This is a genomic window from Oceanobacillus senegalensis, assembly GCF_900176885.1.
GTDB lineage: Bacteria > Bacillota > Bacilli > Bacillales > Amphibacillaceae > Oceanobacillus > Oceanobacillus senegalensis.
Genome location: NZ_LT839648.1, coordinates 3,732,051 through 3,748,808, shown reverse-complemented (window position 1 = coordinate 3,748,808; position 16,758 = coordinate 3,732,051). Strand labels below are relative to the sequence as shown.

Annotated in this window: 15 protein-coding genes; 2 read left to right on the top strand and 13 right to left on the bottom strand. The window is 37.4% G+C overall.

Going from position 1 to position 16,758, the window contains the following annotated elements:
- The first annotated feature begins 114 nt into the window (after positions 1-114).
- The gene (locus CAO17_RS21970; RefSeq protein ID WP_281252946.1) at positions 115-246 is read left to right on the top strand and encodes a hypothetical protein; all 132 of its coding nucleotides are present in this window, start codon (positions 115-117) and stop codon (positions 244-246) included.
- Between the two features lie 185 nt (positions 247-431).
- Here CAO17_RS21970 and CAO17_RS18095 read toward each other — a convergent pair whose 3' ends face one another.
- The 4 genes from CAO17_RS18095 to CAO17_RS18080 all read right to left on the bottom strand — a co-directional run bounded on the left by CAO17_RS18095 (position 432) and on the right by CAO17_RS18080 (position 4,577).
- Positions 432-1,178 carry a 3D domain-containing protein gene (locus tag CAO17_RS18095; protein ID WP_085993956.1) on the bottom strand — a complete coding sequence of 249 codons (747 nt, stop codon included), beginning with the start codon at positions 1,176-1,178 and terminating at the stop codon, positions 432-434.
- Positions 1,179-1,497: 319 nt separating this feature from the next.
- Positions 1,498-2,052 (bottom strand): TetR/AcrR family transcriptional regulator, encoded by a 555-nt coding sequence (locus CAO17_RS18090; protein ID WP_085993955.1) that lies wholly within the window; start codon positions 2,050-2,052, stop codon positions 1,498-1,500.
- Positions 2,053-2,231: 179 nt separating this feature from the next.
- A complete protein-coding gene (locus CAO17_RS18085) occupies positions 2,232-3,581 on the bottom strand; it encodes an MFS transporter (protein WP_245831869.1) in 1,350 nt (449 codons plus the stop codon).
- Between the two features lie 63 nt (positions 3,582-3,644).
- Positions 3,645-4,577, bottom strand: a complete 933-nt coding sequence (locus tag CAO17_RS18080; protein ID WP_085993954.1) for a DUF1002 domain-containing protein — start codon at positions 4,575-4,577, stop codon at positions 3,645-3,647.
- Between the two features lie 322 nt (positions 4,578-4,899).
- On the opposite strand from CAO17_RS18080, the gene CAO17_RS18075 reads away from it, so the two are divergent.
- Positions 4,900-6,117 carry an MFS transporter gene (locus CAO17_RS18075; protein ID WP_085994564.1) on the top strand — a complete coding sequence of 406 codons (1,218 nt, stop codon included), beginning with the start codon at positions 4,900-4,902 and terminating at the stop codon, positions 6,115-6,117.
- Between the two features lie 264 nt (positions 6,118-6,381).
- Here the strand turns inward: CAO17_RS18075 and CAO17_RS18070 are convergent, their stop codons facing one another.
- From CAO17_RS18070 to CAO17_RS18030, 9 genes are all read right to left on the bottom strand, one after another.
- A complete protein-coding gene (locus CAO17_RS18070) occupies positions 6,382-7,554 on the bottom strand; it encodes an iron-containing alcohol dehydrogenase (RefSeq protein ID WP_085994562.1) in 1,173 nt (390 codons plus the stop codon).
- A gap of 27 nt (positions 7,555-7,581) precedes the next feature.
- Positions 7,582-7,959, bottom strand: coding sequence for a RidA family protein (locus tag CAO17_RS18065; RefSeq protein WP_085993953.1), 378 nt, complete (start codon positions 7,957-7,959; stop codon positions 7,582-7,584).
- 118 nt (positions 7,960-8,077) lie between these two features.
- Entirely contained in the window at positions 8,078-8,698 is a 621-nt protein-coding gene (locus CAO17_RS18060) for a lysozyme family protein (RefSeq protein WP_245831868.1), read from the bottom strand.
- Between the two features lie 490 nt (positions 8,699-9,188).
- Positions 9,189-10,532 carry an MATE family efflux transporter gene (locus CAO17_RS18055; RefSeq protein WP_085993952.1) on the bottom strand — a complete coding sequence of 448 codons (1,344 nt, stop codon included), beginning with the start codon at positions 10,530-10,532 and terminating at the stop codon, positions 9,189-9,191.
- A gap of 201 nt (positions 10,533-10,733) precedes the next feature.
- On the bottom strand, positions 10,734-12,761 hold the full coding sequence (locus CAO17_RS18050) for a TRAP transporter permease (RefSeq protein ID WP_085993951.1): 2,028 nt from the start codon (positions 12,759-12,761) through the stop codon (positions 10,734-10,736).
- Entirely contained in the window at positions 12,754-13,284 is a 531-nt protein-coding gene (locus CAO17_RS18045) for a DUF1850 domain-containing protein (RefSeq protein ID WP_085993950.1), read from the bottom strand. Before CAO17_RS18045 ends, CAO17_RS18050 begins: the two co-directional genes overlap by 8 nt.
- Before the next feature lie 273 nt (positions 13,285-13,557).
- On the bottom strand, positions 13,558-14,553 hold the full coding sequence (locus tag CAO17_RS18040) for a TAXI family TRAP transporter solute-binding subunit (RefSeq protein WP_085993949.1): 996 nt from the start codon (positions 14,551-14,553) through the stop codon (positions 13,558-13,560).
- Positions 14,554-14,770: 217 nt separating this feature from the next.
- On the bottom strand, positions 14,771-15,706 hold the full coding sequence (locus CAO17_RS18035; RefSeq protein ID WP_085993948.1) for an ABC transporter ATP-binding protein: 936 nt from the start codon (positions 15,704-15,706) through the stop codon (positions 14,771-14,773).
- Complete coding sequence (locus tag CAO17_RS18030; protein ID WP_085993947.1) at positions 15,706-16,749, bottom strand: ABC transporter ATP-binding protein; 1,044 nt, start codon at positions 16,747-16,749, stop codon at positions 15,706-15,708. The genes CAO17_RS18035 and CAO17_RS18030 overlap by 1 nt, the downstream gene beginning before the upstream one ends.
- Positions 16,750-16,758 lie beyond the last annotated feature (9 nt).

Below are 16,758 nucleotides of genomic sequence, written 5' to 3'. Positions count from 1 at the left end.
GTCCTCTAAGAATATCTATCTAAAATCGTTCACATTTTGAAGGATTTCCATGTGGTGATTTCTCGTTATTTTTATTATACTGTTGTTAGTAACTTTTGATGGAGGGCATCAAGAATGAAGAAAGTTTTATTTGCATTATTTGTTATGCTTATCCTAACAGTTGGTACTGTTGGAGTAGTAAAAACAACAGATGATCCAGTAAAGATTATTGAAGATAATAATATTTCCACTGAAATTAGCTTCTAAACATGATAGAAGATAAAGGGATCTACATCAGTGAAAAATCCTTTTCCCACTGATATTGTTATATGTATCGAGCTTTTTAGGGACCGCTATTCTACACCTTTGAAATGGAAATATTACTTTACGGATAACTACTATACAAAAAGAAGGAATACAAGCCTATAAGTGGCTGTATTCCTTCTTTGTTTCTATGCTTCATTCACAATAGTTATTTCTACATCTTTTACCCCATATTCCTTTGCATCACTTAACTCAGGAATAAATAAATCGATTCTTGAACCCTGAATGGCACTTCCAATATCGGCTGCTGTTGCGTATCCATAGCCTTCCACATATACTTCAGAACCTAATGGGATAACATCCGGATCCACTGCAATAACTTTTGCATCTGGATTTTTGTTTAAATCTACACCTGTATAAGTAATTCCTGTACAACCCTCACAGTTAGCTGTGTATGCCGTTGCTGTTACAGTCATTTTCTTTCCGCTTGGCTCATCTTTTGATGCTTTTTCTGCTTTTTCTGCTTTATCTTCTTCTTTTGTTTGGACTGATGCGAATTGGTCTTTCTCCTCTGAATCCTCTTCCGTTACACCTTTAATTTCTAAGTCTTGTCCAATTACAATGATATCAGAATCTAAATTATTCCATTTCTTTAAATCCTCTACTGATACATCGTATTTATCGGCAATACTAATTAAAGTATCCCCTTTTTGAACCGTATATTCTTCATGTAATAATAGGATTTGTTTCGGATGGATCAAAGTTGTTTTTAAATCATTTATATCTATTAAACTATCAACAGTTGTATTATGTTCATTTGCAATATCCCAAAGGGTATCCCCTTTTTTAATTTCATATTCCTCTGCGGAAACAGTAGTTACAGATGTTAATGCTAGAATTAGACCTGTGGCTAACACTGTTACTAGCTTTCTCATATCAATTCCTCCTTCGAATTCTATGGATAATACTATCATAGGATTCTAGGGAAAACAGTAACAGGCTAGTTAAGAATCCATTACAAGCATTACTTAACCTACCAATCTTGTAACATCTGTAATAAAAATGATACATTAGTACTAGTAACATACTATTCTATTACGATAGTTTTAAAATTCTAATTTCCTGATAAGGATTTTTAATCGATGCCTTGAATTACTTTTCGACATTTATCGTAAGTAATCCACCTCAAAAATGGAAGAAACGAATCATTTTAAGTGGGGGATGAAAGAAAACCCCCACTGATTGAGATTCACTTTATTGAATCCCAGAAAATATATAAGGAATAGCTGATTGGATAAATTCTTTCGGCTCTATCTCTTTTCTATTTCTTCTCCATTCCACAGAGGCCCCATAAATTCCCCAACTTAGTATGACAGCTGTCACTTTTAAGGCTTCATCTTCATCCGTTTTACCTTGTTTTAACAACATTTTATAAAAAATAATTTCAAGCTGTTCCCTTATAATACGAGCAATCGTGTCTTCGTATCCTCTATGACAGCGATTGGATAGGGACTCTTGAAAGTTTGTAATGGCCGTAAAAATACGAATAATGGATTCCTCATTAAGGCTACTTTCCTGATAGTTATGACCGTTCAAATTAATCAATAATACTTCAGATAATACTTTTTCCAATAGATCATATATATCCGCGAAATGATAATAGAATGTAGCCCGGTTTATCATAGCCTCTGTTGTAATATCCTTAACGGTAATATCCTTAAATTCCTTTTTACCGGATAGTTCAATAAAAGAATCCATAATTAACTTGCGGGTACGAAGAATTCGTGGATCTTGCTTGGATTGAGTCATCTTGAAAATTCCCTCCTATTTTTACAACCATTTTCTGTTTTATTGCAGGTCAGTAATACCCCTCAAAAATGAGTTATGTTAAGTGGGGAATGCAAAAAGCCCCCAGATTGAAGATTCACTTTAGAAAACATACTTTTAAAATGGATTGGCGATCAGTCAAACTCAATTCTTTTAACCAGCTATCCCCTAACCCTTAATCGTACCGACATGACGAATCCAATAATAAATACAATTAGAGCTAAGATTGCGGCTGTAATAAACATTTGATTGTAACCTGATCGAACAACTGTACCTGATGTTGCCATAAATACAGCAAATAATGCAGGGAAAATGGTCAGTCCAATTTGTCTGGCTAGTGACAGGGTACCAATCGCTGTTCCCTGTTCGGATTCCTTTGCACTTTCCCCGGCAAGCATATTTAATGGGGCACCAAGTAATATCCCTAACCCTACACCTGCAAGGATACTTGCCAATAAAAAGCTTGTAAAACCTTCAACAAATACGGCGAACCATGTGAAACCAATAATCCCAATCACTCCAGAACTAGCAATGGCTCGTAGTGGTCCTAATTTATCGGTCATAGCTCCTCCCAATCCAGCACCAATTCCCGAGGCTAAGGCTAATGGAGTCACCCAATAACCTGCATATTCAACCGGAACACCTAGGGCATTTTCCACGAAGGAAGGAATAAAAATAATTCCTGCCAGAAATCCACCAGACAAAAAACCAAGCACTAGTGTCATTATGAATTTTCCTTTTGTTAATAGTGAAAAGGATAAAATGGGATCTCCTTCGTTCTGTTCTATTCGTTTTTCATGGATTACAAATACAATAAATACGATAATTGCAACAAAAAGGAATGGAATAGCTACTTGAGTGATTCCATACATCATCGTTAGAATACTAATGGATAACAGCGTAGCCCCTATCACATCTAAGTTTGCTTCTGTTCCTGGTTTGGATTCCTCTAATTTTCTTAAACCAAATACAATAAGAAAGATGGCAATCGGCACATTGATCAAAAACATCCATTGCCATGCACCAGTAAAACTAAGAATGACAGCTCCTAAATTAGGGCCAATTACAGCAGAAAGTCCATGCATTCCGCCTAACATACCCAATGCCTTACCTTGTTTTTGCTTAGGCAAGGTGGAAAGTATATGGGAACTTCCGATTATAAATATTCCTCCACCACCAATTGCTTGGATAAACCTTGCTACCAATAACATGATAAAATTTGGACTGAGAGCAACAAGGACAGATCCTAATCCAAAAAGCGTGATTTCCATGATAAATAGTCGTTTTCTACCGTAACGGTCTGATAGTTTTCCAATGATTGGTGTACTAATAGCCAGACCAAGTGTGTAAAGCGTTACAGTCCATGCTCCCCATGTTGGAGAAACTTGATAGGATTCATTTATCGTAGTTAACGCTGTACTTATGATTCCATTATCTAATCCAGCCATAAATACACCTATTGTAAAAAGGGCAATTGCCCATGCTTGTGGGTTTGTCTGCTTCGTCATCATCTTCTCTCAACTCCAGCATACTTAAAAAGGACTCTGCAAGCATAGAGTCCTTTTAAGATTGTTTTATTCGTTAACGAGTCCTCCTAGAAATTCGCTCAAAGCCCCAAATAGCTGACTAAAGAAGGCGGCCACTTTTTCCCAAAAGTTTTGGTCTAATCCTAATTCCTCCGCCTTTTCAGTTATAGTTGAGGCGATGTCCTCTAATTGACTTTTCACCGCATTAAAATCAATATCTAAATTTCGCATCTTATCAAATAAATCGATCAGCATTTGCCGATCTGCTTCACTAAGTGATATACCGACATTTTCCAATTGTTCACTAACAATTTGCTCCACATCTTCCCTGGTTGCTGGATTTTGTTCCGCAATCGTTTGTTTAATTTCCGTCAACAATTGACTAACCTTTTCCTGTGTTATTCCTTTATCTTCATTAACTAGGTCTGTAGCAACATCTAGCTCCTCATTTGCTAATTCCATTCGTTCCTTATCAAGCTCTTCCCCTTCTGCATCATATGCTTTATAAATCCCAGTTAAGGCAGAGTGGCCACTCACACGTACAGGAGATGCTACATCAACTGTTGCATTCTCAACACCAGCCGTTAATAATGCATTCGCATACATATCACTCGTTACCTCTGTTATGTTTTCGGGTGTCACAATATTTATATTTAATCCAGTTCCTTCCTCTTGCCTCACAATTTTAGCGGAAGAATACATATTAGAATGAATATCCCCATTAATATAGTTAGCTATATCTTCCCCTGTCACATCATATTCAATCACATTTTCCATGTTCGTCACTTCTAATAACTCTCTAACCTCTTCTCGCTGTGCTTCCGATAAAGTTCCACCATACACAACAATTGGCGGTCCCAGCTTTTCATTGATGCTTTCTGTATTCGTTGCAGCATGTGAGGCATGACTTGGTAGGATAAGCCCAAAGATTAAAATAGTCAAAGTCAATATACAAAGAATTCGCTTCATGTTATATCTCATTAAAAGTCTCCTTCCTATTAGAACAAGATGATTCATTATCATATCACTCAGCAATTTCCATAAATTTATTATACTGCTTTTTATTGCTTGTGCACATTATTACCTTCCTTTACAAACATTTAACATATGAGCAGAGAGCTTTCAAATTTAGTTCGAATAGCGTATAGTTAAGGTAACTGAAATAAAATGAAACTAGTTAAGACGTAATAAACGGAAGACTTCCTACTTAATTTATCATTCTAGGAAGTGGAATAAAAATTATTGAAAGAAGGTATATACAATTACTAATACGGACTTATTGGTCAAACGGAACTTAGCAATCATGTGGTTTGCTAATTTTTTTATTGCCGGAAGTATGACAATGGTCATCCCATTCCTCTCCCTGTATATTGAAACACTGGGGGATTTTTCTGATTCTTACGTGCAAACTTGGTCAGGATTAACCTTTGCGATAACCTTTGTCACTGCATTTCTCTTTTCTCCTATATGGGGAAGAATCGGCGATAAATATGGAAGAAGGTATATTCTAATTTTCTCTGCAATCGGTATTGGACTATCCGTTTTTCTAATGGGGTTTGTCTCAACTGTATGGCAGCTTTTTTTATTGCGTCTATTTATGGGAGTTGTAACTGGATTTATTCCTATGTCTCAGGCCTTTATCTCAACACAGACTCCAAAGCAGGTGGCAGGTAAGGTTCTAGGTACCTTGCAAACTGGAAATATTACCGGAGCATTAATGGGACCGATGCTTGGAGGAATTCTAGCAGATACATTCGGATATGCTAACACATTTAAATGGATTTCCCTAACCATCTTTGTTTCAGCATTCTTAGTTATGTTTGGAACGAAAGAGGTTAAGCTGAAACTATCTAACGATGCATCGGACTACCAAACATATTCTAGTAAACAAGTAATCTTACACATCTTAAAAAGCCCGGTTCTTCTTATTGTTCTATTATTATCAACACTCGTACAAGTAGCACACTTTAGTATTCAACCGATTCTATCCTTGTTCGTAGCCGAAATACATGGACCAGTAAATGTTGCTTTCTATGCCGGATTAGCCTTTTCTGCTGCCGGGTTAGGAAATTTACTCATGTCCAGAAACTGGGGTAAATTAGGAGACCAAGTTGGTCACACGAAAATATTAATTATTCTATTATTTGCTGCTGGTATTGTCTATTTACCAGGCGCATTTGTATCCAATATATGGCAATTGGTTGTTCTGCGATTCTTACTTGGTATGTCCATTGGTGGTATTATTCCTGTTCGAATGGCATATATCCGAACCGCAGCACCACTTTCTATGCAAGGAGAAGTGATAGGTTACAATACGAGCTTACGCTTCCTTGGAAACATTATCGGGCCGGCACTTGGTGGTTTGCTCGCAGCTATGTACGGATTCTCAACCGTATTCGTTACTACAAGTATCCTTCTTATTCTTGGAGGGGTTATTCTTCTAGTAATCTGGTATAAATATGAGTATTCACCAAAACACAGCCAATCTGTATCATCAGCAAGATCTAGACATTCGCATTAGGAAAGTTGATTTTGGTATTTAACGCAATCATTATCGTATTAAGTTAGGGAATATAATATGTAAAGAGACTGGGACAAAAGTATTTTCTCTAAGCAAAAGCCGAACACGATTGGTGGATAAAAAACGCTCCGTAAATATACTTGGCTAAGTAGTGCGTTGTTCGTCTTTTGAGTTAAATACTTAGTTATGTCCCAGTCTATTTTTATGTGACAACATTCGGATATTCCCCAGGAAATATTGTCGAATCTTGCCATTATCAATGAATTATAAACTAGCTTTCAAAATGGCTATCGAGTCTTGTTTATCTAACTTTTTGAAGTTTCCGTATTGAGGTCTTGCAATAACGGTTTTTTCAGCCATTAACTCAACTGTCGATTCATCTATTTCATAATCAGCTAATCTAGATGGAGCGCCAATAGATGTCCAGAATTCACTTAGTTTGTCAATTCCCTCAAGCGCTACCTCTTTATCCGATTTTCCAGAAGGGTCTAGACCAAAGACACGAACCGCCAGCTGTTTAAAACGGGCGGAATTCTCGTCATCTAATACATGTCTCATCCAATGTGGGAATATAATTGCTAATCCTCCCCCATGTGGAATGTCATGAACAGCAGAGACAGCGTGCTCGATATTATGAGTTGCCCAATCTCCACGATATCCCATGTTTAGCATATTATTCAATGCTAATGTACTTGCCAACATAACCGTTTCACGATATTCATAATTATTTGGATTCTCAAGTAGCTTGGGTGCTGTTTCCATCACAGTTGTTAAGATGCCTTCACAAAATCTATCCTGAATCGGTGTATTTGATGTTTGATGGAAATAATGCTCTAACACATGTGACATGGAATCCACAATACCGTATACCGTTTGATTACGTGGCACAGTCATGGTGTGTTCAGGGTCAAGGATAGAGAATTTCGGGAAGGTGTATGGAGCTGCTCCCCACCCATGCTTTTCATTTGTTTCCCAATTCGTAATGACGGATCCACCATTCATTTCTGACCCCGTAGCCGCAAGTGTTAATACCGTACCAAAAGGCAAGCCGTCAGAAGCTCTTTCCTTTTTGGTTACAACATCCCACATATCTACATCTGTTTTGGCACCAACAGCGATAGCCTTCGTACAATCGATCGTACTTCCACCACCGACTGCTAAAATAAATTCAATCCCCTCTGATTTACAAATTTCTACTCCTTTTCGAACCGTAGAAATACGGGGATTCGGTTCTACTCCAGGAAGTTCAAAAACATTAGCATCTATTTCCTTTAACATGTTCAACACATTATCATAGATGCCATTCTTCTTGATGCTTCCGCCGCCATATACTATAAGTACTTTTCTACCGTATTTTTCCACTTCCTTAGGCAAACGATCCAATTGCCCTTTTCCAAAAATTAACTTTGTTGGGTTTTGATAAATAAAGTTATCCATCATGCACTTCCCCCTCTTTTTACTCGCTTATTTCACGTACGCAACAACATCCATCTCAACTTGTACATCTTTTGGTAATCGACTTACCTCTACAGTCGCACGCGCAGGATATGGCTCGGATAAAAACCCTCCATAAATTTCATTAATTGTACCGAAGTCATCCATGTTTGCAATATAAATCGTGAACTTCACTACTTTAGAAAAATCCGTACCAACTTCCGCTAAAATAGCCTGAAGATTTTTTAATACCTGTTCAGTTTGCTTTTCAATTCCTTCTACTACTTCTCCTGTAGCTGGGTCAATCGGGATTTGCCCTGAAACATAAACAAAGTCTCCCGCTTGAATAGCTTGTGAATAAGGTCCAATTGCAGCTGGGGCATTTTCAGTATGTATTGCTTTTGTCATTTCCATTTCCTCCTTTTTATTAGAAAAAAACTATATTTTCTTAAAAGCTATACGTGTAGGCAGAATGATTTCCATTACCCAGACACTTATAGCCTTTACCCATATTTTAACAGCTTCATTATTCTAAGGCTAATCCCTCTTTATAGGCCATAACCGATCTCACGTAATAGATGTCACCATAACAAGCATTATATTTTTTTGCTTCTTCCCTTAGACAGGTATAAATTGTCTTATCTGGCGCCCTTTTATACATTTCTTGGGAAAAGTCAATTGCAATATCTTCTGTATAATGTCCGGATTCACTTAATACGTAATCAATAAATCCTCTACCAAAATTATAGGATTGAATGGCTAATTCCAGATCACCCTCGGCATCTTTTAAAACTTCACTAAAATAATAGACTCCTTGTTTAATAGATAACTCCGGATTATCTATGCATCCAATCTGTCCACAATAGCTTTCAGAAGCCTGCATTGGGTCCTTTCCCCTACCAGATGATTCTTGCATCATCATTGCTAATAGGACATCCACATAATTAGCTACTCCATATTTCTTTGCATATTTATCCACAAGTGGCCTATATTGCCGAACCTCATCTGATATTTGTGGATAATTTGAAGTTGACTCTCTTGGACTATGATCTATGAATGATAAGATAGAAATAACGATAAACACTGTAAAAAATAAAATAATGATAAGCATAATTTGATAGATTGCTTTTTTCGTTTGTTTCTTCAATTTAAATCACCTATCTTGATAATATAAAGTGAATCTTCAATCAGTGGTGGGTTTCTTTCATCCCCCATCCTCATTTTTAAGGTGGAGGATATTACTGCCCCTTAACCTGCGATAAATCTATTAATAGATATTGATTTTTAACACAACGTATAATCGTTTGAAAAGCAATAAGATTAGAATCAATCAGAGAAATACACAGGTTGTGAATTAATTGTGGATATCTATCTAATTATCAACATATCATATTATTAATTCTATTATTTTAAGAGGGCAACTAGAAGGATATATCCTAACCCTTATCCACATATTAATTACCGCCAAATCAATACTTACCGTACATCTACTGATCATTAAATCTATAAAACATCTACCTAAGCACTAAATCCTTGTGGAAATATCCCCCATTATAAACAATTTTATCCACAACTTTATTCACTTATCCCCAATCCTTGGAAAATATCCATAAGATATCAACAGCCCTATGCACATATTATCGATTTTTGACGAATAACTCCTTTTCACGCCATTTACCAAACCGGAAATATAGGAATGCAATACAACTACTTACAATAAAGCTCGATCCCATTCCAATTGCAATACCCATTTCCCCAAACAGATTGGCGAATAATGCCGTTAACGGGAAACGTAAGACCCAAAAGGAAATGATATTCAGAGCAAGCACTTGATACATCGCACCAGCGGCTCTTACAATCCCATTTAAGACAAAGTTGATTCCGAGAAATGGGTAGCAAAGGGCAATGATTTGCAAATACATGGTACCAAACTGAACAGCTTCTTCTTCACGAATAAACAGCTGTACACCATATTGGGCAAGAAACACAACTAAAATGGCCACTAACCCCATGATGGTTAAATTATACAAAACACCATACTTCACTATACTGCTTACGCGTGACCAGTTTTTCACTCCAATATTTTGTCCGGCCATACTACCAACAGCTGTGCTAAGTGCGTGGGCTGGCAAGAGTAATAAACTATCTAAACGTTGCGCTGCACTAAAGCCAGCCACAACTCCTGCACCAAATGTAGTTACAACACTCATAATGGCGGCAGAGCCAGCTGAAATCACAGCCATTTGCAGCCCAGATGGAATCCCCAAATTTAAGATTAGACGAACTTCTTTCCAAGCTGGTAATGTCGGCATTGTAAATGGCGCAAGTTTTTTAGAAAGAACATAAATAATTCCATACAAAAATGCACTCCCCTGAGAGACAACCGTAGCTAATGCTGCCCCCTCTACTTTCCAATTAAAAGTAGATATAAATAATGGATCAAGTACAATGTTAAGTAATACGGCAAGCGTAACAAAATGCATGGGAGTTTTACTATCTCCTAAGGCACGAAGCACCGTACTAATAAAGTTATAACCGAAAAGGAAGAGAATTCCCAGAAAGTTAATTCGCAAATAACTTATAGCCTCATCCATCATACTTTCAGGTGTACCTAGTAGATGTAAAAAACCTTCCGCAAAGAAATATCCAATAAGCCCTAGTAATATAGATATCGTTGTTAAAATAACAACAAATGCATTTAAGTAGCGCGTTAAACCTTCCTTATTATCACGCCCTTTTTGTTGAGAAAGTATCGTGAGTGCAGCATTATTTAGTCCAATGACAAATGATAATACAGTAAATATAATCGTACTTGAAACAGCAACAGCACCCAAAGCATTTGCCCCTAATAAATTCCCAACCCAAAGACTATCAATAAACTGATAAGACGTCTGCAAAAGATTTGCTAACATGATTGGTCCGGAAAATACAATAAGTTGCCTAACTATATTTCCCTGTGTAAAATCATGCTGTTTTTTCATTTATAAAACCAGCCTTTTCTAATTTATTCTGACATCTATTTTAGCATAGACCCATAGCTAAATCCTTTTCTAAAAGCATATTAATAGACTGCCAGATTTTTAGTGACTCATTGAAGTATATGTAATTAAAGATTGGAAAACAGTAAAAAAATGACCAGGAAATATCCTGGCCATCCAATATTCATTGACATTATTAATCTATTAAGCTTCTCCACCAGCCACTTTTTGTTTTTGACCTTTTGCTCGATTCCTAGTCATAAATTGAACAACTAACATAGCAATAAATAGAACGAGTCCATATATATCCGTGTTACCTTCAGGATAAATGAGTAGTAAACCAGTAACAACTGTAACGATACGTTCTACCCAATGTAGTTTTCGATACCAGAAGCCAATTAAGCCAGCACCAATAGCAATCATACCTGTAATGGCCGTTAGGAGTAACCAAATCATTCCACCTGTTGTTACATCAATCATTAATAATTGTGGTTCAAGGATAAACATGTATGGAATGATAAATGCTGCAATCGCCAATTTCGATGCATTAAAACCAGTTCGTATCGGCTCACCACCCGATATACCTGTTGCTGCAAATGCAGCCAACGCAACAGGCGGTGTGATATCCGCAACAATTCCGAAGTAAAATACAAACATATGAGCTGCTAATACCGGAATCGCAAATTGATATTGATCAACCAACGCCATAATAGCAGGTAAAGCAATCGTTGATGTAATAATATAGTTAGCTGTTGTAGGTGAACCCATACCTAAAATAATAGAGGTTACCATGGTAAAGAAAAGTGTCAATAATAAAAGCGCTAATGGTGTACTAGTGATAGCTGCTGCCATATCTACTAATCCATTACCAAGCTTTAGACCTAATCCCGTCTTCGTTACAACACCTACAATAATACCAGCACATGCAGTTGCTGCTGCTACACCTAATGCAGTACGAGCACCATCCGTAAGTGCCGTAATTAGCTTCCTTAATGTAAATTTGCCATTCTCAATGAATATATTTGTGTCTTTACGAAGTAAGCTAACACCTATGGTAATAAGAATTCCATATATAGCAGTTCTTTCAATACTATATCCATCAAAAAGGAAATAAACAATTGCCAGAATTGGTAGTAGTAGATATAGCTTTTTAAATACTTCCTTTTTATTCGGTATTTCCTCTTTTGCTAGTCCAACAAGTCCAACCCTTTTCGCTTCAAAGTGTGTCATAATCCAAATACCAGAGAAATATAGAATTGCTGGTATAACCGCTGCCTTAGCGATATCCCAATACGGTACACCTGCAAATTCAATCATCAAGAATGCTGCTGCACCCATGATCGGAGGCATAATTTGACCACCTGTGGAAGAAGCAGCCTCAACAGCACCTGCGAAGTTTGGCCTATACCCTAACTTTTTCATCATTGGAATCGTATATGAACCAGTGGTTACTGTGTTGGCAACAGAGCTCCCGGAGATGGTTCCGTTCAATGCACTTGAGAATATTGCTACCTTCGCCGGTCCACCAACACGGCGACCCGCAATAGCTAAAGCCAAATCATTGAAATACAAACCAACACCAGTCTGTACTAAAAACGCTCCAAATAGTAAAAATAGAAAGATATATGTGGAGGAAACCTGTAACGGTGTACCCAAAATACCTTCTGTCGTAAAGAACATAGAATCAACTAATTGTTCTAAACTAAGTCCACGATGGGCTAACATTCCCGGCATTTGTCGGCCAAAATAAGCATAAAGCAAGAAAACAATTGCAATAATGATAATAGGTAGACCAACTGCTCGTCTAGTAGCCTCTAAGACAAGTAAAATAGCAATTAAACCAATAATCATCTGTGCTTGGTTAATCCCACCAATTTGCTGTACTAACGTTTCATAGAATAAAGGCCAATAACTCGACACGACAACGGATAAAATAACTAAAATCCAATCATACCATGGTACTCTATTTCTATTTGTCCCTCTTTTAGCTGGAAATAATAAAAATATGAGAGATAAAGCAAACCCTAAGTGTATGGTTCGTTGAATATATGCTGTATAGGCACCGAATGCCCCCGTATATAATTGAAATAAAGAAAATGCAATTAATGTAAGAAATACAAGCCATCCCGCAAAACCAGTCAACTTCCTCGTATTGGATTCTGCATCATATTTTTCTAATAGTTTTTGCTGTTCTTCTTCCGTTAACTCAACTTTTTTATTTTGATCAGTCATGTATTTTCACTCCTTTCAAGTATTCCCAAAGTGAAATCCTCTCCACTTTAATCGTAAACCATGCACCTGGCTTGAAGTACTCATTAAACCAAACCATATGCTCTTCTTCTGAATCCTCTGTTCCCCAAACTAATCGATTTTTTGATACGGTCTTACCATTTCGAACATTAATGAATGGAAATATTCGATCTATATCTCTTATATGATATTTCCCATCTTCATATACAAAAGACTCTCCTTCTTGTGCATTACTAGGCATTCCAATTCCGAATTCCTCATAGACAAATTCATATTGTTTTATTTGTAAATCATCTGTAACTTTATATTTTTCAACCACATCTTTTAAGTGAATAGAATGTTTAAAAATAATTTGGAAGGTGTCTCCCTTTTGAATGGGCAAAAATGCTTCAATATAATCTGTATTCTCTTTATAAAAGACTAAAGCAGTACGAAAGGGAACAAACAAACCGATGAGTAAAAGGAGCAGAATGATAAAGGAAAGTAATAATTTCTTTAATTTCATATTCAGTCCACCTATTCGTATCCTACTATTATATAACCAGAGGGATAATTTGAAAAATGCATTCGTTTCTAGGGTATATGCGAATGAGTTATTGATAGACTATATATGTAATACGTTAAGGGTATATTCAAAATCCGGCAAAATGTGACCTGAGCGGATGATTCTGTCATCCTTCTTTTTGAATCCATACATGAAGGTTATAAAGACTTAAAAAAGTAGCCGGCAGCTTAAGCCTATGAACAATAGGTTTAACAGCCGGCCTTATTCTATGTTCTATTCAAGTAGTCCTTCTTCTTGGAAGTACTTTTCTGCTCCTGGATGCAAGTCAATTCCAATACCGTCCAAGGCAGAATCCTTCGTAATAAATTCCCCTTTAGCATGGGAAATAGCATCCGTATTATCGTAAATTGCTTTTGTAATATCGTAAACAGCATCTTCAGATAATGAATCCGTTACAGCAAGCATGGCAAGAACGGCAACTGTTGTTACATCCTCTTCCAGTCCATACGTTCCAGCAGTAATGGTATCTGCAGCATAATAAGGATATTGTTCCACAAGCTCATTAATTTTTTCCTCGGCAATTGGAACGATACTTACATCTGTAGTAGCTCCTAATCCTTCTACCGCACCAGTAGGAGTTCCGGCTGTAATAAATGCAGCATCGATGTTACCATCTTGAATTCCACCAGTAGATTCACCAAAGTCTAGGTTCTGTGCTTCAATATCATCTTCAATGGATAATCCATGAACTTCAAGGATTTGCTCTGCATTAATGTAAGTTCCAGATCCTGGTGCACCTACAGAAACGGTTTTTCCTTTTAAATCTTCCACAGACTCAATCCCTGAATCCGCTGTTGTAACAATTTGAATCGTTTCTGGATATAATGAACCTAACGCTAATACATTATCCACTGGGTTACCATCAAATGCATTAACACCTTCTACAGCGTTTGCAATAACATCCGTTTGAACAAATGCTAATTCCGCTTCCCCTTCTTGTAAAGAAACTACATTATCCGCGGAAGCATTGGAAGAAATCGCATCCGTTTGAATTCCTGTTTCATCTGTAATAATACTTGCCATTTCCCCACCCAATGGGTAATACGTACCACTTGTTCCGCCGGTTAACATGCTCAAGAATTCAGGAGCTTCTCCCCCTCCATTCGAACTACCGTCTTCATTTCCAGTGTCTGTCCCGCCTCCACAGGCAACTAAGACCATCGCTAAAACGAAAAGCATTACAAAGGTAAAAAGTGTCTTCTTTCTCATTTCATATCCCCCTTTTTTTCTCATACTTCTGTTCAATATTTTATTATAATACAGGACCTGTTGTCAAACAATTCATCATTCACGAATCATTGTTAAATAACAAAATACATGAAATTCGATCAATGGGTACAAGTTTACTAAAAAGAACCCTACAGAAAGGGGTGGTTGACCTAGAAAAAAAATCCCTCGCTACCGTGAAAGGTAACAAGGAGATTTTTTATTCATTCTCAAGTTCTTTTTTATATTGTTCAAATTCCTTCTTCGTACAGCGTACCCAGTGTCTAGGCCTAATCTCCCTAAACTCTGGTACCTCACTTGTGTCGTGTACACTCGGATCATACGGAACACGTTTACGATTCCGCTCATATTCCGGGTCAGGAAGTGGAATAGCTGTTAACAACGATTTTGTGTATGGATGAATTGGATTATTATACAATTCATCACTATCCGCTAACTCCACCAGATTACCTAAATACATCACACCAATTCGGTCACTAATGTATTTCACCATGGATAAATCATGGGCAATAAATAAATAGGTTAGGCCACGTTCCTTTTGAAGCTTTTTCAACAAGTTAACGACTTGCGCTTGAATCGACACATCTAATGCTGAAATTGGCTCATCTGCAATAATAAGGTCTGGTTCTACAGCCAAGGCACGAGCTATACCAATACGCTGACGTTGTCCACCACTAAATTCATGTGGGAATCTACTTGCATGCTCTTTATTTAATCCAACTACTTCTAATAATTCTTCAACACGTTCTTTACGTTCTTTCTCATTTTTTACTAAGTTATGGATATCCAATCCTTCCGCTATAATGTCCATAACCGTCATACGTGGATTAAGAGATGAGGAGGGGTCTTGGAAAATCATTTGCATTTTACGGTTGAACTTTAATAATTCTTCCTTTGATTTCTTTCCATGGACATCTTCATTATTAAACTTAACCTCTCCGCCTGTTGCATCGTAAAGGCGGATAATGGTTCTTCCGGTTGTTGATTTCCCACTACCAGATTCACCAACAAGACCGAACGTTTCTCCACGGTAAATATCAAACGTAACGCCATCCACTGCTTTTACCGTTTTATTTCTGCCTACCCTAAAGTGCTTTTGAAGATTTTTAACTTCTAGAATTTTGTCCTCCGCCATTACTTGTCACCCCCAGTTCTTGCAAATCCTTCCATACGTTTCTTAACAGATTCTGGAGGTTCTATTTTTGGTGCATCTTCATGAAGTAGCCATGTTGCTGCATAATGCGTATCAGACACTTGAAACATCGGAGGCTCCATGACTGCATCAATTTCCAATGCGAACTTATTTCTAGGTGCAAAGGCATCTCCTTTAGGTGGATTCAACATGTTTGGCGGGCTCCCAGGAATAGCATACAGTTCCTCATCCTCGCTATCTAATGTTGGCATGGATCCAAGTAATCCCCAAGTATATGGGTGTTTCGGATTGTAGAATATGTCGTCAACCGTACCATATTCCACAACTTTACCAGCATACATCACGGCAACACGGTCAGCGACATTAGCCACCACGCCAAGGTCATGCGTGATAAACACAATCGCACTATTGGTTTCCTTCTGAATGGTTTTCATCAACTCTAAAATCTGTGCTTGAATGGTTACATCAAGTGCAGTTGTTGGCTCATCCGCAATTAGCACTTTCGGATTACATGCTAATGCAATCGCGATAACAACACGCTGACGCATCCCACCTGAAAATTGATGTGGGTATTGATTAATTCTAATTTCTGGATGAGGAATTCCTACCTGATCAAGCAATTCAATAGCTTTTTTCTTAGCCTCACTGCGGTTCATGTTTTGATGTTTAATTAGCCCCTCTATAATTTGATTCCCAACCTTCATCGTTGGATTTAAGGAAGTCATTGGGTCCTGAAACACCATAGAAATATCCTTCCCACGGATTTTCTGCATTTCCTTATTTGACTTTTTAACTAAGTCCTCTCCTTCAAGAAGAATTTCCCCAGATTTAATAACACCTTGTGGTTTGGGTACAAGCCCCATTAGCGCACTTGTTGTTACAGATTTACCAGAACCTGATTCCCCAACAATCGCTAATGTTTCTCCTTTGTCCAAATCAAAGCTAACACCACGGACAGCTTGCACCTCACCATTGTAGGTGTTAAATGAAACAGCTAAATCTTTTACTTCTAATAATTTACTCATTTAAAGACA

Excerpts from the sequence above, each read along its gene's own strand:
- CAO17_RS18045 (WP_085993950.1), bottom strand. The coding sequence starts at position 13,284 with ATGAAATTAAAGAAATTATTACTTTCCTTTATCATTCTGCTCCTTTTA.
- CAO17_RS18035 (WP_085993948.1), bottom strand. The coding sequence starts at position 15,706 with ATGGCGGAGGACAAAATTCTAGAAGTTAAAAATCTTCAAAAGCACTTT.
- CAO17_RS18080 (WP_085993954.1), bottom strand. The coding sequence starts at position 4,577 with ATGAGATATAACATGAAGCGAATTCTTTGTATATTGACTTTGACTATT.
- CAO17_RS18075 (WP_085994564.1), top strand. The coding sequence starts at position 4,900 with ATGTGGTTTGCTAATTTTTTTATTGCCGGAAGTATGACAATGGTCATC.
- CAO17_RS18095 (WP_085993956.1), bottom strand. The coding sequence starts at position 1,178 with ATGAGAAAGCTAGTAACAGTGTTAGCCACAGGTCTAATTCTAGCATTA.
- CAO17_RS18070 (WP_085994562.1), bottom strand. The coding sequence starts at position 7,554 with ATGGATAACTTTATTTATCAAAACCCAACAAAGTTAATTTTTGGAAAA.
- CAO17_RS18040 (WP_085993949.1), bottom strand. The coding sequence starts at position 14,553 with ATGAGAAAGAAGACACTTTTTACCTTTGTAATGCTTTTCGTTTTAGCG.
- CAO17_RS18085 (WP_245831869.1), bottom strand. The coding sequence starts at position 3,581 with ATGATGACGAAGCAGACAAACCCACAAGCATGGGCAATTGCCCTTTTT.
- CAO17_RS18055 (WP_085993952.1), bottom strand. The coding sequence starts at position 10,532 with ATGAAAAAACAGCATGATTTTACACAGGGAAATATAGTTAGGCAACTT.
- CAO17_RS18065 (WP_085993953.1), bottom strand. The coding sequence starts at position 7,959 with ATGACAAAAGCAATACATACTGAAAATGCCCCAGCTGCAATTGGACCT.
- CAO17_RS18030 (WP_085993947.1), bottom strand. The coding sequence starts at position 16,749 with ATGAGTAAATTATTAGAAGTAAAAGATTTAGCTGTTTCATTTAACACC.
- CAO17_RS21970 (WP_281252946.1), top strand. The coding sequence starts at position 115 with ATGAAGAAAGTTTTATTTGCATTATTTGTTATGCTTATCCTAACAGTT.
- CAO17_RS18090 (WP_085993955.1), bottom strand. The coding sequence starts at position 2,052 with ATGACTCAATCCAAGCAAGATCCACGAATTCTTCGTACCCGCAAGTTA.
- CAO17_RS18050 (WP_085993951.1), bottom strand. The coding sequence starts at position 12,761 with ATGACTGATCAAAATAAAAAAGTTGAGTTAACGGAAGAAGAACAGCAA.